The organism is Flavonifractor sp., from assembly GCF_019422385.1.
Taxonomy (GTDB): Bacteria; Bacillota; Clostridia; order Oscillospirales; family Oscillospiraceae; genus Flavonifractor; species Flavonifractor avistercoris.
Genome location: NZ_JAHZDL010000003.1, coordinates 1655 through 24837, shown reverse-complemented (window position 1 = coordinate 24837; position 23183 = coordinate 1655). Strand labels below are relative to the sequence as shown.

Sequence of the window (23183 nt, the reverse complement as noted above, 5' to 3'; positions counted from 1 at the left end):
CTTAATAGTTGATGATATACTTCTCCCGCTCCCAGGAGGACACCCGGGTGCGGTACTCGTCCCACTCCCGCCACTTGCCGGCCAGGTAGTTGGCGGCCACGTGCTCGCCCAGGGCGTCCAGGATCAGCTGGTCGGCCTCCATGGCGTGGAGGGCCTCCTCCAGGGAGCCGGGCAGGCTCTCAATGCCGTGGGCCTTCCGGGCGGCGTCATCCATGGCATAGATGTTCTCGGTGATCTCCGCCGGAGGGTTCATGCCCTTCTCAATGCCGTCCAGGCCGGCGGCCAGACAGACGGCGAAGGCCAGATAGGGGTTGCAGGCCGGGTCGGGGGAGCGCAGCTCCACCCGGGTGCCCTGCCCGCGGCTGGCGGGAATCCGGATCAGGGCGGAGCGGTTGGAGGCCGACCAGGCCAGGTAGCAGGGGGCCTCGTAGCCCGGCACCAGCCGCTTGTAAGAGTTGACCAGGGGGTTGGTGATGGCGGCCATGCCCCGCATGTGGTGGAGCAGGCCGGCGATGAAGCTGTACGCCTCCCTGGACAGGCCCTTGGGATCGTCGGGATCATAGAAGGCGTTCTTCCCGTCCTTGAACAGGGACATGTTGGTGTGCATGCCGGAGCCGTTGATGCCGAAGATGGGCTTGGGCATGAAGGTGGCGTGGAGGCCGTTCTTCTGGGCCAGGGTCTTGACCGCCAGCTTGAATGTCATGATGTTGTCGGCGGTGTGGAGGGCGCCGGCGTATTTGAAGTCGATCTCGTGCTGGCCCTCGGCCACCTCGTGATGGCTGGCCTCGATCTCGAAGCCCATCTGCTCCAGAGCCAGGCAGATCTCCCGCCGGGTACCCTCGCCGTGATCCAGGGGACCCAGGTCGAAGTAGCCCGCCTCGTCGTTGGTCTTGGTGGTGGGCTTGCCCTCGTCGTCGGTCTGGAACAGGAAGAACTCCGCCTCGGGGCCCACGTTGAAGGCGTCGTAGCCCATGTCCTTGGCCTTCTGGAGCACCTTTTTCAGCACATAGCGGGGATCGCCCACAAAGGGGGTGCCGTCGGGGTTGTACACGTCGCAGATGAGCCGGGCTACCTTGCCGTGGCTGGGCCGCCAGGGGAAGATGGCGAAGGAGTCCAGATCGGGATAGAGGTACTGGTCGGACTCGTCGATGCGGACGAAGCCCTCGATGGAGGAGCCGTCGAACATGATCTGGTTGTTCACCGCCTTCTCGATCTGGGAGGCCGTGATGGCCACGTTCTTGAGCTGTCCGAAGATGTCGGTAAACTGGAGGCGGACAAACTCAATGTCCTCGTCCCGCACCATGCGGATAATATCTTCCTTTCTGGTCGACATTGCAAGCATCTCCTTTTGTCCCTTCAAATTAAAACAAAAAGGGCGAAGGCGCTCTCCCCCTGCGGGTTAGAACGCCTTCGTCCTTAGCTATGGGAACAGTATAGTGTTTTCAGGGTGTTTTGTCAACCCTTTTTCTTCCTTTTCCTTCTTTTCGTGGGAAGCGGAAGAGTTGCGGCGGATCTCCCCGGACATTTTTATGCAAGTCTGATAAGAAATCCTTCAAAAACAGCTGTCCTCAGCGGGCCAGCAGGGCCATGCTGATTTTCACCACCGCCTTGCGGCTGGTGGCCGGCGCGTCCCCCAGCATGAGGGCGGGCCGGTGGGCATCCCAGGGGAAGAAGATGCCGAAGCAGCCGGGGGTGGCCACCAGCATGCACTCGTTGGCCACATCCTCCAGCAGGGAGATGTCGTTCTCCGGCCGGGCCTCAAACACCGGCTCGGTGCCCAGATAGGGGGCCACCCCGATGCGCTCGCCCCCCTCGGGCCAGTACATCAGGTCGATATACTTCTTGTGAATCTCCGGGTGGGAGCCCTCCATGGGGTGGGTGGTCATATCCATCACGTTGACGAACATGTCGTCTCCCTCCAGCTCGTGGCGGCCCAGCTCCAGGGACATGATGTCCGTGTCCCGCAGATAGGCCAGAGCACGCTGGATGGCGGCGGGGTAGGCGGACAGATCGTCTCCCCCGTTCAGCTTGGAAAAGATCATGGTGCTTCCTCCTCTGTACGCGGCGGCCCGGCGGGGCCGCCCGGTTTATATATAAGGTATCCCATACCCGTCCCCCTGTCAAGGGATTTCTGCCCGTTCCGTGCTGGTCGGCGGGGGACCACCTTCCACATCTGCCTGGATACGCTGTCCGGGATAGGTCATCTGCTGGTAGAGCTGCACCACCCGGCCCATTTTTGTGTGATACGGTTATGGGGGGTGTCAGTCAGCGTCCACCACTTCGCCGGTGAGGACGGTCTTGGCCTCCACCGTCAGCTCGCCATTGACGCAGTCCACGGTGAGGGTGTCGCCGCTCTCCACCTGGTCGGCGATGATCTTCCGGCTGATGAGGGTCTCCACCGAGTGCTGCACAAAGCGGCGGAGGGGCCGGGCGCCGAAGGCGGGGTCGTAGGCGCTGTCGATGATGAACTGCTTGGCCGCGGGGGTGAGCACCACCGTCAGCTGCTTGTCCTCCAGGCGGCGGTTCAGCTCGGCCACCAGCAGGTCGATGATATGGGTGATGTTATCCTTGGTCAGCGGCTTGTAGAACACAATCTCGTCCAGCCGGTTGAGGAACTCGGGCCGGAAGGAATGGCGGAGCAGGTCGTTGACGGCATTCTTGGCCTCCTGGGTGATGTTGCCGTCGGCGTCGATGCCGTCCAGCAGGTACTGGGAGCCCAGGTTGGAGGTCAAAATGATGATGGTGTTCTTGAAATCCACCGTCCGGCCCTGGCTGTCCGTAATCCGGCCGTCGTCCAATACCTGGAGTAATATATTGAACACGTCGGGGTGTGCCTTTTCCACCTCGTCGAAGAGCACCACGGAATAGGGGTGGCGGCGGACGGCCTCGGTGAGCTGGCCGCCCTCCTCATAGCCCACGTATCCGGGAGGGGCGCCGATGAGGCGGGAGACGGAGAACTTCTCCATATACTCGCTCATGTCGATGCGCACCATGTTCTTCTCGGAGTCGAACAGGGCCTCGGCCAGGGTCTTGGCCAGCTCGGTCTTGCCCACGCCGGTGGGGCCCAGGAACAGGAAGGAGCCGATGGGCCGGTCGGGGTCGGCAATGCCGGCCCGGCTGCGCAGGATGGCCTCGGACACCAGGCGGACGGCCTCGTCCTGGCCCACAACCCGCTGGTGGAGGATGTCCTCCAGGTGGAGCAGCTTCTCCCGCTCCCCCTCCATCAGCTTGGCCACGGGTATGCCCGTCCAGCGCTCAATGATGCGGGCGATCTCCTCCTCGGTGACCTTGTCCCGCAGCAGGCTTCTGGCCCTGCCCTCGTTGGCGATGGCCTCCTCGGCCTCCAGCTGCCGCTTCAGCTCGGGGATGCGGCCGTACTGCAGCTCGGCGGCCTTATTCAGGTCGTACTGCCGCTGGGCCTTCTCCAGCTCGGCGTTGGCCTCCTCCAGCTCCTCCCGCAGCTTCTGCACCTTGCCAATGGCGTTCTTCTCGTTCTCCCACTGGGCCTTCTTGGCGTTGAACTCGTCCCGCATCTCGGCCAGCTCCTTCTGGATCTCGGCCAGATGCTCCTGGGACAGGGCGTCGTCCTCCTTCTTGAGGGCGGCCTCCTCGATCTCGTGCTGGATAATCTTGCGCTGGATCACGTCCAGCTCGGTGGGCATGGAGTCGATCTCCGTGCGGATCATGGCGCAGGCCTCATCCACCAGGTCGATGGCCTTGTCGGGGAGGAAGCGGTCGGTGATATAGCGGTCGGACAGGGTGGCGGCGGCGATGATGGCGCTGTCCTGGATCTTGACCCCGTGGTACACCTCGTACCGCTCCTTCAGGCCCCGGAGGATGGCGATGGTGTCCTCCACCGACGGCTCGTTGACCATGACGGGCTGGAACCGCCGCTCCAGGGCGGCGTCCTTCTCGATATACTGGCGGTACTCGTTGAGGGTGGTGGCGCCGATGCAGTGGAGCTCGCCCCGGGCCAGCATGGGCTTGAGCAGGTTGCCCGCGTCCATGGCGCCCTCGGTCTTGCCCGCGCCCACGATGGTGTGCAGCTCGTCGATGAACAGGATAATCTGCCCCTCCGACTTCTTTACCTCGTTGAGGACGGCCTTCAGCCGCTCCTCAAACTCGCCCCGGTACTTGGCACCGGCGATCAGGGAGCCCATGTCCAGGGCGAAGATGGTCTTGTCCTTCAGGGAGGCGGGCACGTCGCCCTTGACGATCCGCTGGGCCAGGCCCTCGGCGATGGCGGTCTTGCCCACGCCGGGCTCGCCGATGAGCACCGGGTTGTTCTTGCTCTTGCGGCTCAGAATGCGGATGACGTTGCGGATCTCGTCGTCCCGGCCGATCACCGGGTCCAGCTTATTGGCCCGGGCCCGCTCCACCAGGTCGGTGCCGTACTTCTTCAGGGCGTTGTAGGTCTCCTCCGGGTTGTCGGAGGTGACCCGCTGGTTGCCCCGCACATTGCTCAGGGCCTGGAGCACCCGCTCCCGGCTCACGTTGTAGGTGCGGAAGACCTCTTTCAGGGCGCGGTTTGCCGTGTCGATCAGGGCCAGCAGCAGGTGCTCCACCGACACGTACTCGTCCTTCATGGAGGCGGCCACGCTCTCGGCGGTGTTCAGGCACTTGTCCACATCCTGGGCCACATAGATCTTGCCCTGCTCCCGGCCGGAGCCGGACACACGGGGCAGCTTTTCCACCTCCGCCTTGACGGCGGCGGTGAAGGAGGGGACGGTGAGGCCCATGTTCCCCAGCAGCTGGGGAATCAGGCCGCCCTCGTCCAGCAGCAGGGCCAGCAGCAGGTGGGGCTGCTCAATCTGCTGGTTGCCGTACTCGGTGGCGATGGACTGGGCGTTCTGCACCGCCTCCAGGGATTTCTGGGTATATTTCTGCGCGTTCATAAATCGCGTCACATCCTTTCTCGTCGGCAGACCCGCCAAAGGCTGGGCTCTGCCGCCCGCAGGCTGGCAAAAACTTTATGGTATTTCAGGGGCATGGCACCAACGGCGGCCCGGCGGGCATAGGACATCCGCCCCTTCGGGACACGAACAAGAGCCGGTCAGCCGCAGCTGACCGGCTCCCGCGTTTCCGATCAATCGATGGCGATCCGGCGGCTCTCAGGCACCACCGGCACGGCCTTGGGCAGGTTCAACTCCAGGATGCCGTTGTTGTAGGCGGCGGTGATCCCGGCCTCGTTGATGCCGGTGATGTCAAAGGAGCGGCTGAAGGAGCCGTAGCGGCGCTCGCGGCGGATGTAGGTGCCCTTGTCGTCCTTCTGATCCTGGTTCTCACTGTGCTCGGCAGTGATGGTCAGGATGCCGTCCTTCACATCCAGCTTGATGTCGCCCTTGTCAAAGCCGGGGAGCTCGGCTTCTAAAATGAACTTGTCGCCGGCGTCCCGGATGTCGGTGCGGAAGGCGGGCAGGGAGGTGTTGCTGCTGCGGAAGAAGTTCCGGGCAAAGTTATCAAAGGTATCGAACACGTTGTCTTCGCTGCGCTCAAAGGGAAGCATGCCAAACATAATCAATCTCTCCTTTTTCCTGAAAGCGGATGGTTAGCAATGATGGGTTCTGTGTGCTAAAATCTTGGTTTCTTCACGGCTGTCATCCTCTTTCCGGGGCCCTCGCGGGCCCTCTTATCTCGTTTTCTGAACCTAAGTATAGAGGGATTCTGTGAACAAATATACATGAAATTATGTCCAAATTGTAAACATTAGCACTCTTATATATGGAGTGCTAAAACAACTGACCCTTTACGGAGTGGGAAAAAAGAGGTATAATACCCTCCGCTTGTGCGGAAGGGAGAGAACTATGAAACATACCAACGACCTGGGCCGCGACCCGGTTTTCAAGCTGGTGTGCCGGCTGGCCATCCCCACCATGCTGGCCCAGCTGGTCAGCGTGCTCTACAGCATCGTGGATCGCATTTACATCGGCAACATCCAGGGCATCGGGGATCTGGCCCTGGCGGGGGTGGGGGTATGCGGCCCCATCGTCACCCTGCTGTCCTCCTTTGCCTCCCTGGTGGGCCTGGGGGGCTCCCCCATCATGGCCATGCGCATGGGGGAGGGGAGGAAGAAGGAGGCGGGCAGGGTTCTGTCCAACTGCTTCCTCATGCTACTGGTGCTGTCGGTGGCGCTGACGGCGATGTTCCTGCTGTCCAAGGGGCAGCTGCTCCGCTGGTTCGGCGCCAGTGAGGCCACTTTCGGCTATGCCGACACCTATCTGACCATCTACACCGCCGGCACCTTCTTCGCCCTCATGGCCACCGGCATGAACAGCTTCCTCATCGCCCAGGGCTACTCCGGCCTGGGCATGGCCACGGTGATGCTGGGGGCGGTGCTCAACATCGTGCTGGATCCCGTCTTCATCTTTGTCCTCCACATGGACGTGGCCGGGGCGGCCATCGCCACGGTGATCTCCCAGATGGCCTCCTGCGCCTTCGTGCTGACCATGCTGCTGCGCAAATCCATGCCGGTGCCCCTGCGGTGGGGCAGGCCGGACTGGGCCGTCATGCGGCGGGTGCTCACCTTCGGCCTGTCCCCCTTCCTGATCATCGCCACCGACAGCATCCTGCTCATCGTGCTCAACACGGTGCTCCAGCGGTACGGCGGCCCTGAGCAGGGGGACGTCCTGGTCACCTGCGCCACCATCGTGCAGAGCTACCTGCTCCTCATCACCATGCCCATGGGCGGCCTCACCCTGGGCACCCAGCCGGTGGTCAGCTTCAACTACGGCGCCGGCAACCTGGAGCGCATCAAAAAGGCCATCCAATGTATTGTGGGCCTGTGCCTCACCTTCTGCGCGGGGATGATGGTGTTCACCCACACCCTGTCCCCGGTGTTTGTGGGCCTGTTCACCCGCAATCCGGAGCTGGCGGAGCAGTCGGTGGGCTATATTAAGGTGTTCACCGCCATGATCCTCCCCCTGGCCGTCCAGTACCCCCTGGTGGACGAGACCACCGCCCTGGGCCACGTGCGGCTGGCCCTGTTCTGCTCCCTGTTCCGCAAGAGCGTGTTCCTGGCCTGCCTGCTCCTGCTGCCCGCCCTGGTGTCCGCCCCGGCCACCTTCCTGTCCGAGCCCATCGCCGACGCGGTGGCCGCCACGGTGACCACCTGCCTGTTCCTCCACTTCTTCCCCAAAATCCTGGCCAAACGGGCCAGGCAGGAGGAGGGTCAACCCAAAGTTGCGCAATAGCTGGTGGACGCAACCGGGGAGATCCAGTATGCTGGGCCTATCCAGAAAGGAGTGTTTTCTATGTCCCCGATAACTGAAAGAACGGCAGGCTCCGGCGTGGCCGCGATGCTGATTCCCATGTTGATCGGCCTGGTGATCTGGTTGGCCATCATGGCGGTGGTAATCTACCTGGTGGTGCTGCTCATCAAAGCCCTGCGGAAGTATCTGCGCTCCGGCCCCGTCCGGCAGGAGAAGGCGGAGATGGCCAGGAGCCTGGGGGAGACCCTCAGGTACCACCGCACCCGGTGCAAGATGACCCAGGAGTTTGTGGCGGAGGCCATCGGGGTCAGCCGCCAGGCGGTGAGCAAGTGGGAGAGCGGCGCCGCCGACCCCAGCACCTCCAATCTCCTGGCCCTGGCCAAGCTGTACGGCGTGTCGCCGGAGGAGCTTCTGAAAAGCGTGGAAGAGTAAAACAGGCAGGGCCCGTCCAACGGACGGGCCCTGCCTGTTCAAATACCTGTAAAATTTCCGGTTCAGCGCGCCCGGGCTTTGCTCAGTTGGACGCAGTGTCCAGATCCTTGTCGCCGCCCCGCGTCGCCGCAAGCTCCGCATCGTTCGCTTCCGCCCCTCGTCGGCGCAAAGTCCGCTCTGCTCGGGACGCCCTGGCGGACATCCCTCGCTGCGCTCCCTTGCGCCTCCTCTCCGGACGCGACCCGCTCCGCTGGGCTCGCGTCCGGGTTTTGCTCAGTTGGACGCGGTATCCAGATCCTTGTCGCCGCCCCAGATCATGTTCTTGCGCAGCTCCTCGCCCACGATCTCCATCTGGTGCTTCTTGAGCTGCTGGCGCTTGGAGTTGAAGAAGGTGCGGCCGTTCTTGTTCTCGGCGATCCACTTGCCGGCGAAGGTGCCGTCCTGGATGTCGGAGAGGACGGCGCGCATACGGGCCTTGGTCTCCTCGTGGGGGATGACCCGGGGGCCGGAGACGTACTCGCCGAACTCGGCGGTGTCGGAGATGGAGTAGTTCATGGCCGCCACGCCGCCCTTGTTGATCAGGTCGATGATCAGCTTCATCTCGTGGATGCACTCGAAGTAGGCGTTCTCCGGCTCGTAACCGGCCTCCACCAGCACCTCGAAGCCGCAGCGCATCAGATCCACCACGCCGCCGCACAGCACGGTCTGCTCGCCGAACAGGTCGGTCTCGGTCTCGTCGTGGAAGGTGGTCTCCATGACGCCGGCCCGGGCGCCGCCGATGCCGGCGATGTAGGCCAGGGCGATCTTATAGGCGTTGCCGGTGGCGTTCTGCTCCACGGCCACCAGGCAGGGCACGCCCTTGCCGTTGACGTAGGTGGAGCGGACGGTGTGGCCGGGGCCCTTGGGGGCCGCCATGAACACGTCCACGCCGGCGGGGGGGACGATCTGCTGATAGCGGATGTTGAAGCCGTGGGCGAAGGCCAGGGCCTTGCCCTCGGTCATGTAGGGAGCGATGTCCTTCTTATAGACCTCGGCCTGCACCTCGTCGTTGATGAGCATCATGACGATGTCGCCCCACTGGGCGGCCTCGGGAATGGTCTTGACGGTCAGGCCGGCCTTCTCCGCCTCGGCCCAGTTCTTGGAGCCCTGGCGCAGACCCACGCACACGTCGCAGCCGGAGTCCTTCAGGTTGAGGGCATGGGCGTGGCCCTGGGAGCCGTAGCCGATGATGGCGATCTTTTTGCCGTTGAGGTAGGAGAGCTCGCAGTCCTTCTCGTAGTACATCTTAGCCATGGTAATACACTCCTTTTTATCCAGTGGTGGCTGTTGATAGCTTATCATAGCACAGGCGGGAACGAAAGAATGATAACTGTGTTACAATCTCAAAAAAGATTTGAGCGGCATCCCCGGCGGGGGAGTCAATCGAGCACCCGTTCCAGCTCGATCTCATCCTCATCCGCCCGGCCGGTGGGGGAGAAGCCTAGTGTCTGGTACAAGTGACAGGCAGCGGAATTTTCCGGGCTGACGGTCAGCCGGACGATGCTGGAATCCCCAAAGGGCTTGGAGCGGATATAGGCGAGCGCCGCCTCCATGGCGGCCCGCCCGTAGCCCCTGCCCTGGTGCCGGGCGTCGATCATCAGATGCCAGATGAAATAGGCTTCTTCGTCATAGTCATAGATGACCATCAGATATCCTACTACCTCACCGGCGCGGCAGACCGCAAAGGGGGTGCACTGCCCGCGGTATACATACGCCTGGGCCAGGCTTCGGATGGGGTGGGATACAAACTTTTCCTGCTGGGCATCCAATTCCAGGGAAAAGCAGGCGAGAAAATTGGATTCATCCACGTTCTGCAAGGTAATACAGTCCATACTTCCTCCTTTTAATCCGGAGGGCTAACGGATGAAAACCCTCCTTCTGGCTGACAGGAACCTGTTTTCATACAGCTTCATATCTGCTCTCCCCCTTTCTCTGGGAAAATGTTTATATAAAAAGGTTTCGCTGCGCGAAGCGCTTGAACGCCGCAAAGCGGCGGCTCGCTGCGCTCGCAAGAGCAGACCGGCCAGAGTTACAGGAAATTCTTACCCAGGTTAAACTCGGTCTGCTCTTTGGTCTCGTCGCCGATGGTGTAGGCGCCTCTCTCCAAAGCCACCATGCCGGTGCGCACCAGCTCCAGGATGCCGAAGGCCTCCAGCAGCTTCTGCATAGCGTCGGCCTTGGACTCGTCGCCGATGAGGGCCAGGGTGAGGGACTTGAGGGACACGTCGATGATGGAGGCCCGGAAGATGTTGGCGATCTGGATGACCTCGTTGCGGATGTCGGGGGTCTCGGCCCTGACCTTGAACATGACCAGCTCCCGGCGGATGGAGCGCTCCGGCTTGAGCTCCTGGACGGAGTAGACGGGGAACTGCTTGCGCAGCTGGTTCATGATCTGCTCGGTCATGGCTGCGTCGGCCATGACTTCGATGGTGATACGGGAGACGGTGGGGTCGTCGGTAGTGCCCACCGCCAGGGATTCGATGTTGTAGCCCTTCCGGGAGAACAGCCGGGAGACCTGGGACAGGACGCCGGCGGCGTTTTCCACCAGCACCGAGAGGGTGCGGCGGGTCACGGTTGCTTCACTCATTTCCACGCCCTCCTTATCAATCCAGAATGAAATCGGTGACCGGCGCACCGGCGGAGACCATGGGGTGAACCATGGCGTCCTTGTCGATGGCGCACTCGATGACGTAGGGCCTGCCGGCGGCCACGGCCCGGCGGAAGGCCGCCTCAAACTCCGGCTGGGTGGCGGCCCGCTCCCCCTGGATGCCGTAGGCCTCCGCCAGCTTGACGAAGTCGGGGCCGCGATCCAGGTCGGTCTGGGAGAACCGCTTGTTGTAGATCAGGTTCTGCCACTGGCGCACCATGCCCAGGGTGCGGTTGTTGAAGATCACGGTGATCACCGGGATGTTGTAGTGCTCGGCGGTACACAGCTCGTGGCAGTTCATGCGGAAACAGCCGTCGCCGGTGCACTGCACCACCACCTTGCCCGGGTTGCCCACGGCGGCGCCCATGGCGGCCCCCAGGCCGAAGCCCATGGTGCCGAAGCCGCCGGAGGTGATGAACTGCCCCGGCCGGGAGAAGTGGTAGTACTGGGCGCACCACATCTGGTGCTGGCCCACGTCGGTGGCGATGATGGCGTCCCCGTCGGTGACGGCCTGGATGGTCTCCAGGATCTCGTGGGGGTGGAGGATGTCGTCCTTTTTCAGGGGCACCTCCGGGTGGGAGAACACCCACCCCTTCCACTCCGGGTAGTCGTGGGCGGGCAGCTTTTCGTTGAGCAGCTCCAGCACCCGCCTGGCGTCGCCGATGATGTGATGGTCGGTCTTGACGTTCTTGTCGATCTCCGCCCGGTCGATGTCGATGTGGACGATTCTGGCGTTGGGGGCGAAGGTGGCCGGGTCGGTGGCCACCCGGTCGGAAAAGCGGCAGCCCACGGCGATGAGCAGGTCGCACTGGTCGCTAGCCAGGTTGGAGGCGTGGGAGCCGTGCATGCCGATCATGCCGGTGAAGAGCGGGTGGTTGCCCGGGCAGGCGCCGCCGCCCATGATGGTGGAGGCCACCGGGGCGTTGAGCCGCTCGATGAACTTCCGGAACTCGGGCACCGCCCCCCGGGAGCGGATCACGCCGCCGCCCACCAGCACCAGGGGCTTCTCCGCCTCCTCGATCATGTCCAGCAGGGTCTGGATGTCGCCGGCGTCGGGTTCCGGGGCCCGCAGGTCGTGGCTGGCCCGGCGGAGCATGGCCCCCAGGCGGCCGTGGTTGGGGTGCTCGGCCAGGGGCAGGGGCTCGTAGTCCGCCTCGGCGGCGGTGACGTTCTTGGCGATGTCCACCAGCACCGGGCCGGGCCGGCCGGTGCGGGCGATGGCGAAGGCCTCCCGGATCACGTCGGCCAGCTGGCTGGGATCCTTCACCAGGTAGTTGCACTTGGTGATGGGCATGGTGATGCCGGTGATGTCCACCTCCTGGAAGGAGTCCTTGCCGATGAGGTTCTCACTGACGTTGCAGGTGATGAACACCACGGGGGAGGAGTCGTAGTAGGCGGTGGCGATGCCGGTGGTCAGGTTGGTGGCCCCGGGGCCGGAGGTGGCGAAGCACACCCCCACCTTTCCGGTGGCCCGGGCATACCCGTCGGCGGCGTGGGAGGCCCCCTGCTCGTGGGCCGTCAGGATGTGGCGGATTTTCTCCTTATATCCGTGCAGCTCAAACTCGTCATATACATTCAGAATGGTGCCGCCGGGGTAGCCGAAGACCGTGTCTACCCCCTGCTCCAGCAGGCACTCCATCAAAATCTGAGCGGTTTTCATTCTCATGGGTCGTATACCTCCTTTGGCGGAACTCTGGTATCAAAAACACATGGCGGCTTCGTCCCATAGGACGAAGCCGCCATGACTCCGTGGTACCACCTAATTTCGCGGGCAGGCCCGCGCACTCGTTGCCCCGATAACGGAGGGGAAAACCGTCTCCGCCTAGCCATCTGGTTCAGCGGAGCTGCTCTCGGGTGAGCGCCCGGACGGCCTCACGGGAGCTTACACCAGCCGCTCCCTCTCTGCGCTTGCGCGCCGTCCGTATGAATCCGGTCATCGCTTTTGGCGCCGCCGGATATGCCCGGCGGAGTTTAATTACTGATTATCTTACCGTTTCGGTCGGCGTTTGTCAATCTGCTCAGTTTGATTTTTTGAACTTCTCTCTTTTTCACAACGCCGACGGAAGCGGAGCGATGGCGGCAATTCATCTTGACGAAAAATAAACTACACGGTGCAAATGCGCAGAAACAGGGCGAAACAGCGCGCTTTTCGGCTTTTGAGATAAAACTGCCCAGTTTAGCGCAAAAAATGAATAAAATTTGAACATTTTAACTGGACAATTTGGCGTCTTTGCGCTATGATAATTCTGTTTGAGATACCGGTCAAACAACTCAGAAAAATGGCCCGTGTGTGGGTCAGATTTGCGAGGTGGACCTATGAAGCAAAGCTTTTACGGCGGCGTGCATCCCCACGACCGGAAGGAGTTGGCACGCCACAAGGAGATTGTGCCTCTCAGCGCGGCTCCCAAAGAGGTCGTCATCGCCATGGCGATGCACGTCGGCGCGCCCTGCAAGCCCATCGTCTCTGTGGGCGACCAGGTGAAGGTGGGCCAGAAGATCGGCGAGATCGCCGGCCTGGGCGCCCCCATCCACGCGTCGGTGTCCGGCACGGTCAAGGCGGTGGAGCCCCGTCCCTACGTGGGCGGCGGCAAGTGCATGTCCGTGGTCATCGAGAACGATTTCCAGGACACCTGGGGCTCTGAGCTCACCCCCCATCCCGACTACACCAAGCTGACGACCAACGAGATCGTGGAGATCGTCAAGGAGGCCGGTATCACCGGTATGGGCGGCGCCGGCTTCCCCACCCACGTGAAGATCAGCTCCGGCCTGGGCAAGGTGGACACGCTGATCCTCAACGGTGCGGAGTGTGAGCCGTACATCACCGCCGACCACCGGCTGATGCTGGAGCAGGGCGAGAAGGTCATCGGCGGCGTGCGCATCCTGATGCAGGCCTTCGGCCTCAAGAGCGCCGTCATCGGCGTGGAGGCCAACAAGGAGGACGCCATCGAGCATCTGAAGGCCCTGGTGGGCGGCAAGAACGACGTGACGGTGGAGTCTCTGCGCACCCGGTACCCCCAGGGCGCTGAGAAGCAGCTGATCCAGCGCATCACCGGCCGCGAGGTGCCCCCCGGCGGGCTGCCCGCCCATGTGGGCTGCGCGGTGTTCAACGTGGGCACCGCCGCCGCTGTGTACGACGCCGTGGTGGAGGGCAAGCCCCTGACCCACCGCATCGTCACCGTCACCGGCGACGCCATCAAGGAGCCCAAGAACCTGCGGGTTCCCCTGGGCACCTCCTTCCAGCAGATCATCGACGAGGGCAAGGGCTTCAAGGAGACCCCCGACCGGGTGCTCACCGGCGGCCCCATGATGGGCATCGCCCAGTACACCCTGGACGTCACCTGCATCAAGGGCACCAACGCCGTGCTCTGCCTGACCAAGAAGGAAGCCGCCCCCGTGGTGGAGGAGGAGACCTGCCTGCGCTGCGCCCGCTGCGTCAACGTCTGCCCCATGCACCTGACCCCGGTGTACATGCACCTGTACGCCGAGAAGGGCATGTGGAAGGAGGCCGAGGCCCTCAACGTCATGGACTGCATCGAGTGCGGCTCCTGCAACTACATCTGCCCCGCCCGTATCCACCTGGTTCAGTCCTTCCGTGTGACCAAGGGTGAGCTGCGGGCTCTGGCGGCCAAGGAAAAAGCGGCGAAGGAGGCGGCCAAAGCATGAACGAGGAAAAGAACCTGAGACTCACGGTGGCTTCGTCCCCCCACGTGGCCTCTCCCATTGACACCCAGAACCTGATGCGGGACGTGCTCATCGCCCTGGTGCCCGCCATGGTCATGGGCGTGGTGTTCTTCGGCCCCCGGGCCCTGGTCGCCACCATCATCTCCGTGGTGGCCTGCGAGTTCTTTGAGTGGGCCTACCGCAAGATTATGAAGAAATCCTGCGCCAACAAGGATCTGTCCGCCGCCGTCACCGGCGTGCTGCTGGCCTTCGTGTGCGCGCCCACCCTGCCCTACTGGATGCTGATCATCGGCGATTTCTTCGCCATCGTGGTGGTCAAGCAGCTCTTCGGCGGCCTGGGCCAGAACTTCCTCAACCCCGCTCTGGCGGGCCGCGCCTTCCTGATGCTGTGCTACCCCGTGGCCATGACCACCTGGATTGTGCCCGGCATCGGCGCGGACAAGTGGGCCAATGTGCTGGGCAACACCACCACCATGGCCGGCGCCGACATTGTCACCGGCGCCACCCCCCTGAGCACCGATCTGATGCACTCCGGCCTGCTGCCCACCCTGGAGAACTTCCAGGCCGGCCTGCTGCCCGAGTCCATCACCTCCCCCACCACCCTGCTGGACGCCTTTGTGGGCAACGTGGGCGGCTGCATCGGTGAGATTTCCGCCCTGGCCCTGCTGCTGGGCGGGGTGTACCTGATCGCCCGGGGCGTGATCCGCGCCCGCATCCCCGTGGCCTACATTGCCACCGTGGCGGTGCTCACCTTCATCTTCCCCAAGGGCGACGTTGACCGTCTGGCCTGGATGCTGTATCAGCTGTTCACCGGCGGCCTGTTCCTGGGCGCCTTCTTCATGGCCACCGACTATGTCACCAGCCCCGTCACCAAGAAGGGCGAGATTATCTACGGCATCGGCTGTGGCCTGCTGACCGTGTTCATCCGCTACTTCGGCGGCTACCCCGAGGGCGTGAGCTACTCCATCCTGATCATGAACTGCTGCGTGTGGCTCATTGACAAGGTGGGCAAGCCCAACCGCTACGGCGTGACCAAAGAGATGCGCGCCGCCGAGAAGGCGGCCAAAAAAGCCGGGAAGGAGGGTTAACCATGACTGAGACGAAAAAAGATCCCGGCACTGCCACTCTTGTGGTGGTTCTGTTCCTCATCTGCCTGGTGACCTCTCTGCTGCTGGGCCTGACCAACGAGGTGACCGCACCCTTTATCGAGGCGAATAACTGGAAGACCACCCAGGAGGCCATGAACGCTGTTCTGCCCGCCGACGAGTACACCGACGTGACCGCCGACTACGCCGGCGGCGACGCCACCGTGGAGGCCGTCTATCAGGCCGGCGACGCCGGCTATGTGGTGCAGGTCTCCCCGCCCACCTCCTTCAGCGGCAACCTGACCATCATGGTGGGTGTGGACTCCAGCTACGCCTGCACCGGCATTTCCGTCACCAGCACCGGTGAGACCTCCGGTCTGGGCTCCAATGCCAGCCGGCCCTCCTTCGCCGATCAGTTCATCGGCAAGACCGGCACCGTGGCCGTCACCAAGGACGGCGGCGACATCAACGCCATCACCGGCGCCACCATCACCTCCCGCGGCGTGTGCGAGGCGGTCAACTCCGCCATCGCCGTGGCCGAGAGCATGGGTTAAGGAGGTAAGAACGTGAATCCGAAAAAGCAATTGATGGACGGCCTGTTCTTCCAGAACCCGGTTACCGTCCAGCTGCTGGGCATGTGCTCCACCATGGCCATCACCACCACCCTGTTCAACGGCCTTGGCATGGGCGTGTCCGTGCTGATTATCCTGACCCTGTCCAACATCCTGATCGCCGCGCTGCGGAAGATCATCCCCAACAACATCCGTATCGCCTGCTTCATCGTGGTGATCGCCGGCTTCGTGACCATCGTGGATCTGATGCTTCAGGCCTTCATCCCGGCCCTGTCCAAGAGCCTGGGCCTGTTCATCCCCCTGATCGTGGTGAACTGTATCATCCTGGGCCGCGCCGAGGCGTTCTCCTACAAGAACACCATCGCCGCCTCCACCCTGGACGGTATCTTCCAGGGCCTGGGCTACACCATCATCCTGGTGATCATGTGCGTCATCCGTGAGTTTCTGGGCGCCGGCACCATCATGGGCGGCCTGCTGGAGATCGGTGAGAACGGCCAGCTGGTCTTCGGCCTGGGCACTGCCGCCGGCATCCGCATCCTGCCTGAGGCCTTCCCCGCCCTGGGCATGATCCTGCCGGTGGGCGGCTTCCTCACCCTGGCCTGCCTGATCGCCGCCATGCAGTACATCCTGAACAAGCCCAAGAAGGACAAAAAGACTGAGGAGGTGGCCAAGTAATGGGATTTGATCTTGCCAACCTGTTCAGCGTGGCCCTGGGCGCCATTCTGGTCAACAACTTCATTTTCTCCCAGTTCCTGGGCATCTGCCCCTTCATGGGCGTGTCCAAGAAGATCGACACCGCCGCCGGCATGGGCATCGCCGTGACCTTCGTCATGGGCCTGGCCTCCGCCATCTGCTGGCCCATCAACCAGTTCCTGCTGGTGAACCCCGCCATCTACGGCGAGGGCGGCCCCAATCTGGCCTTCATGCAGACCGTGGTCTTCATCCTGGTCATCGCCGCCCTGGTGCAGTTCATCGAGATGTTCCTGAAGAAGTCCATGCCCTCCCTGTATGAGGCCCTGGGCATCTACCTGCCCCTGATCACCACCAACTGCGCGGTGCTGGGCGTGGTGCTCCAGAACACCCAGAACGGCTACGACTTCATCACCAGCGTGGTGTACGGCATCACCGGCGGCCTGGGCTTCATGCTGGCCATCGTGATCTTCGCCAGCATCCGGGAGCGGCTGACCTTCTCCGAGTGCCCCAAGGCCTTCGAGGGCTTCCCCATCGCTCTGATGACCGCCGGCCTGGTGGCTCTGTCCTTCATGGGCTTCTCCGGCCTGAAGGTCTTTTAAGGAGGGCGGAAGAATATGAATTTTCAGATTGTTATCATCGCGGTGGTGATCCTGGCTGCCCTGGGCGCCCTGTTCGGACTGGTGCTGGGCTTCGCCGCCAAGGTCTTCGCCGTTGAGGTGGATCCCAAGGAAGAGGCCGTGCTGGGCTGCCTGCCCGGCGCCAACTGCGGCGGCTGCGGCTTCGCCGGCTGCTCCGGCTATGCCGCCGCCGTGGCCAAGGGCGCTGCCCCGGTCAACGCCTGCGCCGCCGGCGGCGAGGCGGTTGCCGCCCAGATCGCCGAGATCATGGGCGTGTCCGCCGGCGCCATGGTCAAGCAGCTGGCCCAGGTGCACTGCACCGGCTGCGGCCAGAACTACAAGCAGTATGAGTACGTGGGCCTCCACGACTGCGTGGCGGCCTCCAAGGTGCCCGGCGGCGGCGCGCTGTCCTGCGCCTACGGCTGCCTGGGCCTGGGCTCCTGCGAGAAGGCCTGTCCCTTTGACGCCATCCACGTCATCGACGGCGTGGCTGTGGTGGACGAGGAGAAGTGCAAGGCCTGCGGCAAGTGCGTGGACATCTGCCCCCGCCACATCATCGCCCTGGAGCCCTACAAGACCAAGCGCCACGTCACCATTCCCTGCTCCTCCCACGACAAGGGTGTGGACGCACGGAAGGTGTGCGACAACGGCTGCATCGGCTGCTCCCTGTGCGCCAAGAGCTGCCCCAAGGAAGCCATTACTATGGTCAACAACCTGGCCGTCATCGACTACGAGAAGTGCATCGGCTGCGGCATCTGCGCCCAGAAGTGCCCCCGCAAGCTGATCACCGTGGACGGCAAGGTGCCCGAGGTGAAGCCTGCGGCCCCCAAGGCGGCCCCTGCCGCCGCCAAGCCCGCGGCCCCCGCCGCAGAGGCCCCCAAGGCCGAGCCCGCCGCCAAGGCGGAGGGCACCTCCGAGACCAAGGAGTAAAAACGGCATCAGAAAGCGCGCGTTCCAAACGGAACGCGCGCTTTTTGCCGTCTGTACGGGGCCTTACTGCTTGGTGCCCAGCTGGAAGGACGCGCACTCGGTGTTGGCGCAGTTGGTCACGTTGGCGTCGCAGCAGCCCACCTTGATCTCGTTCAGGGTGCAGTAGTTCTGCTCGCCGCAGTGATAGGCGCAGCGGTTGACGGAGCAGCGGATGCTGTTGTTGGGGGTCTTGTTCATGGTTCGATTCCTCCTTGATTCCTGGCTCGCGCAAGGGAAGCACCGCCCTCCGCGGGGCGGAGGAGGTGCTTCCCTAGTATGCGCCGCCAGGGGCGGAATATGCATCTACGGTTTGCCGGCGGCCTGATCCTCCGGCTCCGTCTCCTCCGGCCAGAGGGTGGGAATGAACCGGCGGGCGAACCAGCCCCGGCCCCGGTTTTTCACATAGAAATAGCCGATGAAGGAGAACACCACCGCGCCGATGAAGTTGACGAACAGATCCTTCATGGTGTCCAGAATGCCGATGTCCAGATAGCCGCCCAGGCCCAGGGCGTGCTGGGCGCCGTCGGCGGTGACCACAATCACGTCGGTGATGTCCTCAATGGCCACCGGGGTGTTGCCGCCGCTGGGATCCAGCATCACCGAGCCGATGGAGTGGACGATGGTATCCTTCTGCATGTCCAGCAGGAAGAGCTGATCCATCAGGCACTCAAAGAACTCCCACAGCACCCCGATGGTCATGGAGAAGCAGAAGGCCACCACAGCCAGATACACCGGCGACAGGGTGAAGGCCAGCTTCTCGTTGCGGTTGAGGATGTCCAGGAGGGAGAAGCCGATGGCGGCGCACAGGAAGCCGTTGAGGGTGTGCAGCATGGTGTCCCAGTAGGGGAACTGGACATAGTAGGCCTGGATCTCCCCCAGAATCTCCGCCGCGAAGATGAACAGGAGGATGATGACCTCCAGGGTGTCGGGGATCTCGATGCGGATGGTGCGCTCAATGAAGCTGGGCAGGGTGAAGAGGAACAGGGTGAGCACGCACAGGAACACGTTTTCGAAGTTCCCGTTGAAGAACTGGGCCACCAGCGCCACAAGTACCAGGGCGCGGAGGGTGATGTACACCGCCGTCAGCCCCGGCTTGGCCTTGATCTGCTCCCGCAGGGTGGGGCGGCCCGGCAGAGGGGCGGGCTTTTTGTGCTTCCGCATGTCACAGGCCCTCCGCGTCACCGGCCAGGGGCAGCAGCTCCGCCGACAGGCGCAGGTATTTCCCCGCATCCTGGGCCAGCCCGGCCAGCTCATCAGGGCGCAGGGGCCGCTTGACCCTGGCGGGTGAGCCAACCACTAGGCTGCCCGGCGGGATCACCGCGCCCTGGGTCACCAGGGCGCCGGCGGCCACCAGGCTGTCCGCCCCGATCACACAGCCGTTGAGAAGCACCGCCCCCATGCCGATGAGGGCTCCGTCCTCCACCGTGCAGCCGTGGAGGATGGCGCCGTGCCCCACCGTGACCCCGCGGCCCACGGTCATGGGGAAATCCTCGTCGCAGTGGAGCACGGCGTTGTCCTGGATGTTGGAGTCCCGTCCGACCCGGATGGGGGCCTCATCCCCCCGGAGCACCGTGCCATACCAGAGACTGGCGCCGGCCTCCACGGACACCTCTCCCACCACAACAGCGGTCTCCGCCACCCGGGCGGCAGGATCAATCTGAGGTCGGAGATTGCCATAGGCCTGCAGCATTGCGATCGTCTCCCTTCGTGTTTTTCAGATAAGAACCATTATACCGATCCCAGCCCCGCCTGGCAAGTCAAATCTGGCGAGGCGACCGCATAGGATAGCGGGGAGGTGAATCCGATGGATCTGAAAAACAACAAGGTGACGGTGGGGGAGCTGATGGAGCATCCCGGCGCCCGGGCGGTGCTCCAGCGGCGGTTCCCCATGCTGATGAAGCACCCCGTGATGGGGGCGGCCCGCACCATTACCCTGGAGCAGATCCTGGCCGTGGCCAGGGAGTACGTGCCCCAGAAGAAGCTGGACGAGGCGCTCAGCGATCTGCGCCGGGCCTGAGCCGGCGCTCAGGCGGCCCGGCGGCGTGGGAGGCCGGCGTACCACCGCAGCACGGCGGGGTCGCCGCTGCGCCGCAGCAGCCGGGCGGTGAGGAGGGTGTCCGCCCCCAGCAGCACTGCGGCGGGGGGCAGGGCCCAGAGGGGGATCCGGGCGGCCAGCCAGGCCGCCGCCGGGTGGATGAGGTAGAGTACCGCCAGGGCCAGGATACCCCAGAACAGGGCGAACAGGGGGCACACCCGCCCGCCCAGGTTTCCCGGCAGGTGGGAGTAGTCCCAGAAGGACACCCGGAACACCTTTTCATAGAACAGGCTGGTCAGGTACTCCACCGCCGTGCATGCCGCGCCGGCGGCGGGGAGGAGGAGCAGGGGGCGCGCCTGCACAAAGGGAGGCAGGGCCAGGACGGCCAGGGCCCCCAGCCCGTACACCGGGCAGATGGGCAGGAGGAGCCGGCACTTCCGATCCCGCTTGGCGCCGCCCACCACCCGCACATAGACCACTTCCACCAGAAAGCCCAGAAAGCTGTAGATCAGAAAATACCAGAACCAAACCATGCAACCGCCCCGCTCCGTCCATTTTTCTCTAGCATGGACGGGACGGGGCGGGCTTATGAGATGCAGTTTTTAGCAGGGGCGGGCGGCGCACAAGGCGGGGCGCGAAAAAGGTTGGAAATTTGTCCATTCCGCTCTTGCCGTAGAGGGGGGAAATATGATACGATAGAAAAAATTCTAAAGGGGTAATGAAGGGTCATGCGGCATTTGATCGACTTTGGAGACCTGACGCGGGCGGAGTGGGATTCCCTGTACCAGCGGTGCAGCGAGATTATGGACCACCCCGCTGATTTTATGGACGCCTGCAGGGGGCGGGTGATGGCCAGCCTGTTCTACGAGCCGTCCACCCGCACCAACTTTTCCTTCCAGACCGCCATGCTGCGGGTGGGAGGCACGGTGTTCGGCTTTGCCGATCCCAAATCCACCTCCACCGCCAAGGGGGAGACCCTGAAGGACACCATCAAGATGGTATCCGGCTACGCCGATGTGGTGGTCATGCGCAACCCCAAGGAGGGGGCGGCCAAGGCGGCCTCCCTGTACTCCGATGTGCCGGTGATCAACGCCGGCGACGGCGGGCACATGCACCCCACTCAGACCACCGCCGATCTCACCACCATCACCCGCCTGCGGGGCCAGGTGGACGGGCTGTCCGTGGGCCTGTGCGGCGATCTGAAAAACGGCCGCACCGTCCACTCCCTCATCAAGGCCCTGGCCAAGTTTGAGGGCATCAAGTTCTTCCTCATCGCCCCCCGGGAGCTGGCGGTGCCCGAGTACATGCGGGCTTTCATGCGGGAGAACGACATGTGGTTCACCGAGGTCACCGGCCTGGAAGCGGTCATCCCCCAGCTGGACGTGCTCTACATGACCCGCATCCAGCGGGAGCGGTTTGTGGACCCCCTGGAGTACGAGCGGAACCGTGGCATCTACATCCTCACCCGCCGCAAGCTGGACCGGGCCAAGAAGGATCTGCTGGTGATGCACCCCCTGCCCCGGGTGGACGAGATTGCCATCGACGTGGACGACGACCCCCGGGCGGTGTACTTCGACCAGGCCCGGTACGGCATGTTCGCCCGCATGGCCCTGCTCACCGACCTGGCCAACCAGGAGCGGTACAGGCCCGAGCCGGTGGCCATCGGCACCAAGCCGGTGTGCTCCAACCCCAACTGCATCACCCAGACCGAGCTCTACCTGCCCCCGCTGGTGAAGCAGAACGGCGGCGTGGACTGCTGCGCCTACTGCGACAAGGAGCTGCGGTAAATTCGCGGCCCTGCGGGCAAAAAATTTCTCATATTGTGCGACCAAAGGCCCTCTCTGCCGCTCTATATAGGCAGAAGGGCCTTTACATATTATCGGAAGAGGAGGCGGGATCATGACGGACAGTGAGCTCATCGCCCTCTATCAGGCCCGGGATCCCCGGGCGGTGGAGGAGACCCGGGCCCAATACGGGGCCTGGTGCGCTGCCATTGCCCGCCGCCTGCTGACAGACAGCCGGGATGTGGAGGAGTGCCTCAATGACTGCGCCCTGGCGGTGTGGAATGCCATCCCGCCGGCGGAGCCGAAGCACTTCCGGGGCTGGCTTGGGGCCATCGTCCGCCACCGGGCCTTAGCCATCGGGAAGGCCAATGACCGCCGGCCGTCCACAGTGGAGGAGAGCGCCCTGGAGCTGGCCGCGTCTCTGCCGGCGGCGGACACGCCCCACGGACAGGCAGAGGCGGAGGAGCTGGGCCGGGCCATCTCCCGGTTTCTCCGGGCACAGAAGGAGCCGGCACGGGTGGTATTCCTCCGTCGGTACTGGTATGCCGACTCGGTGGAGCAGGCGGCGGCCCATATGGGCTGGAGCATCAGCAAGACCAAGACCGTCCTCTACCGCACCCGAAACCGGCTGCGGGAATTTTTGGAACAGGAGGGACTCTGGAATGGATAAAGAGATCCTGTTGGATGCGTTGAATGACCTGGATCCAGAGCTGGTGGAGGAGGGAGCCGCTCCGCGGAGGCGGCCCGGCCGGCGGGCCCTGATTCTGGCGGCGGCCCTGGCCGCAGCCGTGTGCATCATGGGGGCCACCGGGGTTCTGGAGCGGGCTCTGCTGATGACGGGGGTGGACATCGTTCGCACCCCCCATAGGGCCTGGGTGAGCTTTCGTTTCGCCGAAGCCCCTTACACCGTGGAGGGGGAGCGGGTATATTTCACCGCCGACGGCCAGCACACCGATATTACCGCTCAGATCGACGAAAACATCCCCTATATCTATGAGACGGAGCACGAAGGCCGCCCCACATGGCTCATGGTGGGGGGTGCGCCAGGGGCTCTGGGCTGGGCCGAGGTGTGGGCTGGCCGGGAGGCGGTGGAAGTGGCCTTTCAAGCCGGTGGTGGCAGCGGCGTGCTCAATCTGGACGCCCAGAGGCTCCGGGAGCGGATCTGGCGGGAACTGCTGGGGGATGTCTCCTGGCTGTCCGCCGGCCTGGACGCCATCCAGGACGAGCTGGAGGCCCTGCTGCCGGAGCCGTGAGACCCTCTGCCGTTTTGACGAAGAGAGGCTTGCCTTTTTGATTGCGGCGCAGTGCAGCGAGCATATCGTCAAGGGGCTGTCTCTGCCATATCCGGATATATCGGTTTGTTCAATACGGCTTTATATCCATTTGTCTGATCACCGGTGATGGTAATAAAATATGATTCA

The 23183-nt window shown here is 63.5% G+C and carries 25 protein-coding genes and 1 other annotated feature; of the genes, 13 read left to right on the top strand and 12 right to left on the bottom strand.

Annotation, left to right across the window (positions count from 1 at the left end; translation table 11 throughout):
- Position 1: 1 nt before the first annotated feature.
- The 4 genes from glnA to QZ378_RS00930 form a co-directional block, all read right to left on the bottom strand.
- A complete protein-coding gene (gene glnA / locus QZ378_RS00945; RefSeq protein WP_291257004.1) occupies positions 2-1333 on the bottom strand; it encodes a type I glutamate--ammonia ligase in 1332 nt (443 codons plus the stop codon).
- A 235-nt stretch (positions 1334-1568) separates the two neighbouring features.
- Positions 1569-2042: a YhcH/YjgK/YiaL family protein gene (locus QZ378_RS00940; protein ID WP_291257003.1), complete on the bottom strand. Its 474-nt coding sequence runs from the start codon at positions 2040-2042 to the stop codon at positions 1569-1571.
- A gap of 219 nt (positions 2043-2261) precedes the next feature.
- Positions 2262-4895: an ATP-dependent chaperone ClpB gene (clpB, locus tag QZ378_RS00935; RefSeq protein WP_291257002.1), complete on the bottom strand. Its 2634-nt coding sequence runs from the start codon at positions 4893-4895 to the stop codon at positions 2262-2264.
- 191 nt (positions 4896-5086) lie between these two features.
- On the bottom strand, positions 5087-5515 hold the full coding sequence (locus QZ378_RS00930) for an Hsp20/alpha crystallin family protein (RefSeq protein ID WP_191529908.1): 429 nt from the start codon (positions 5513-5515) through the stop codon (positions 5087-5089).
- 289 nt (positions 5516-5804) lie between these two features.
- Here QZ378_RS00930 and QZ378_RS00925 point away from each other — a divergent pair, with 289 nt between their 5' ends.
- Both QZ378_RS00925 and QZ378_RS00920 read left to right on the top strand, forming a co-directional pair.
- Positions 5805-7190 (top strand): MATE family efflux transporter, encoded by a 1386-nt coding sequence (locus QZ378_RS00925; RefSeq protein ID WP_291257001.1) that lies wholly within the window; start codon positions 5805-5807, stop codon positions 7188-7190.
- A 105-nt stretch (positions 7191-7295) separates the two neighbouring features.
- The gene (locus tag QZ378_RS00920; protein ID WP_191380513.1) at positions 7296-7640 is read left to right on the top strand and encodes a helix-turn-helix transcriptional regulator; all 345 of its coding nucleotides are present in this window, start codon (positions 7296-7298) and stop codon (positions 7638-7640) included.
- Between the two features lie 273 nt (positions 7641-7913).
- Here QZ378_RS00920 and ilvC read toward each other — a convergent pair whose 3' ends face one another.
- The 4 genes from ilvC to ilvB all read right to left on the bottom strand — a co-directional run bounded on the left by ilvC (position 7914) and on the right by ilvB (position 11992).
- A complete protein-coding gene (ilvC, locus tag QZ378_RS00915; RefSeq protein ID WP_087236745.1) occupies positions 7914-8933 on the bottom strand; it encodes a ketol-acid reductoisomerase in 1020 nt (339 codons plus the stop codon).
- A 125-nt stretch (positions 8934-9058) separates the two neighbouring features.
- A complete protein-coding gene (locus QZ378_RS00910) occupies positions 9059-9511 on the bottom strand; it encodes an N-acetyltransferase (protein WP_291257000.1) in 453 nt (150 codons plus the stop codon).
- A gap of 197 nt (positions 9512-9708) precedes the next feature.
- Positions 9709-10266: an acetolactate synthase small subunit gene (gene ilvN, locus QZ378_RS00905; RefSeq protein WP_291256999.1), complete on the bottom strand. Its 558-nt coding sequence runs from the start codon at positions 10264-10266 to the stop codon at positions 9709-9711.
- Between the two features lie 16 nt (positions 10267-10282).
- Positions 10283-11992 carry a biosynthetic-type acetolactate synthase large subunit gene (gene ilvB, locus QZ378_RS00900; RefSeq protein ID WP_291256998.1) on the bottom strand — a complete coding sequence of 570 codons (1710 nt, stop codon included), beginning with the start codon at positions 11990-11992 and terminating at the stop codon, positions 10283-10285.
- A gap of 57 nt (positions 11993-12049) precedes the next feature.
- Positions 12050-12272: a binding site (T-box leader), on the bottom strand.
- Between ilvB and QZ378_RS00895 the strand changes: the two genes are divergently transcribed.
- The 7 genes from QZ378_RS00895 to QZ378_RS00865 all read left to right on the top strand — a co-directional run bounded on the left by QZ378_RS00895 (position 12250) and on the right by QZ378_RS00865 (position 17904).
- A complete protein-coding gene (locus tag QZ378_RS00895; RefSeq protein WP_191528142.1) occupies positions 12250-12429 on the top strand; it encodes a hypothetical protein in 180 nt (59 codons plus the stop codon). It overlaps the preceding feature by 23 nt.
- A 213-nt stretch (positions 12430-12642) precedes the next feature.
- Positions 12643-13989 (top strand): electron transport complex subunit RsxC, encoded by a 1347-nt coding sequence (gene rsxC / locus QZ378_RS00890; protein ID WP_087236749.1) that lies wholly within the window; start codon positions 12643-12645, stop codon positions 13987-13989.
- Positions 13986-15095: an RnfABCDGE type electron transport complex subunit D gene (locus tag QZ378_RS00885; protein ID WP_291256997.1), complete on the top strand. Its 1110-nt coding sequence runs from the start codon at positions 13986-13988 to the stop codon at positions 15093-15095. Before rsxC ends, QZ378_RS00885 begins: the two co-directional genes overlap by 4 nt.
- A 2-nt stretch (positions 15096-15097) precedes the next feature.
- Entirely contained in the window at positions 15098-15646 is a 549-nt protein-coding gene (locus tag QZ378_RS00880; protein WP_087335862.1) for an RnfABCDGE type electron transport complex subunit G, read from the top strand.
- Positions 15647-15658: 12 nt separating this feature from the next.
- The gene (gene rsxE, locus QZ378_RS00875; protein WP_087236752.1) at positions 15659-16339 is read left to right on the top strand and encodes an electron transport complex subunit RsxE; all 681 of its coding nucleotides are present in this window, start codon (positions 15659-15661) and stop codon (positions 16337-16339) included.
- On the top strand, positions 16339-16956 hold the full coding sequence (locus QZ378_RS00870; protein WP_087236753.1) for an electron transport complex protein RnfA: 618 nt from the start codon (positions 16339-16341) through the stop codon (positions 16954-16956). The genes rsxE and QZ378_RS00870 overlap by 1 nt, the downstream gene beginning before the upstream one ends.
- 15 nt (positions 16957-16971) lie before the next feature.
- Positions 16972-17904, top strand: coding sequence for an RnfABCDGE type electron transport complex subunit B (locus tag QZ378_RS00865; RefSeq protein WP_291256996.1), 933 nt, complete (start codon positions 16972-16974; stop codon positions 17902-17904).
- Positions 17905-17967: 63 nt separating this feature from the next.
- Here the strand turns inward: QZ378_RS00865 and QZ378_RS00860 are convergent, their stop codons facing one another.
- From QZ378_RS00860 to QZ378_RS00850, 3 genes are all read right to left on the bottom strand, one after another.
- Complete coding sequence (locus QZ378_RS00860) at positions 17968-18141, bottom strand: DUF1540 domain-containing protein (protein WP_087236755.1); 174 nt, start codon at positions 18139-18141, stop codon at positions 17968-17970.
- A gap of 105 nt (positions 18142-18246) precedes the next feature.
- The gene (locus QZ378_RS00855) at positions 18247-19104 is read right to left on the bottom strand and encodes a hypothetical protein (protein ID WP_291256995.1); all 858 of its coding nucleotides are present in this window, start codon (positions 19102-19104) and stop codon (positions 18247-18249) included.
- 1 nt (position 19105) lies between these two features.
- Positions 19106-19633: a gamma carbonic anhydrase family protein gene (locus tag QZ378_RS00850; protein WP_291256994.1), complete on the bottom strand. Its 528-nt coding sequence runs from the start codon at positions 19631-19633 to the stop codon at positions 19106-19108.
- Positions 19634-19747: 114 nt separating this feature from the next.
- Between QZ378_RS00850 and QZ378_RS00845 the strand changes: the two genes are divergently transcribed.
- Positions 19748-19960: a hypothetical protein gene (locus tag QZ378_RS00845; RefSeq protein ID WP_087236758.1), complete on the top strand. Its 213-nt coding sequence runs from the start codon at positions 19748-19750 to the stop codon at positions 19958-19960.
- 8 nt (positions 19961-19968) lie between these two features.
- On the opposite strand, the gene QZ378_RS00840 is transcribed toward QZ378_RS00845, so the two are convergent.
- Positions 19969-20511, bottom strand: coding sequence for a putative ABC transporter permease (locus tag QZ378_RS00840; protein ID WP_087236759.1), 543 nt, complete (start codon positions 20509-20511; stop codon positions 19969-19971).
- A gap of 195 nt (positions 20512-20706) precedes the next feature.
- Here QZ378_RS00840 and pyrB point away from each other — a divergent pair, with 195 nt between their 5' ends.
- The 3 genes from pyrB (at position 20707) to QZ378_RS00825 (ending at position 23015) form a co-directional block, all read left to right on the top strand.
- A complete protein-coding gene (gene pyrB / locus QZ378_RS00835) occupies positions 20707-21765 on the top strand; it encodes an aspartate carbamoyltransferase (RefSeq protein WP_291256993.1) in 1059 nt (352 codons plus the stop codon).
- Positions 21766-21877: 112 nt separating this feature from the next.
- Positions 21878-22432, top strand: a complete 555-nt coding sequence (locus QZ378_RS00830) for an RNA polymerase sigma factor (protein ID WP_291256992.1) — start codon at positions 21878-21880, stop codon at positions 22430-22432.
- The gene (locus tag QZ378_RS00825) at positions 22425-23015 is read left to right on the top strand and encodes a hypothetical protein (protein WP_291256991.1); all 591 of its coding nucleotides are present in this window, start codon (positions 22425-22427) and stop codon (positions 23013-23015) included. The genes QZ378_RS00830 and QZ378_RS00825 overlap by 8 nt, the downstream gene beginning before the upstream one ends.
- Positions 23016-23183 lie beyond the last annotated feature (168 nt).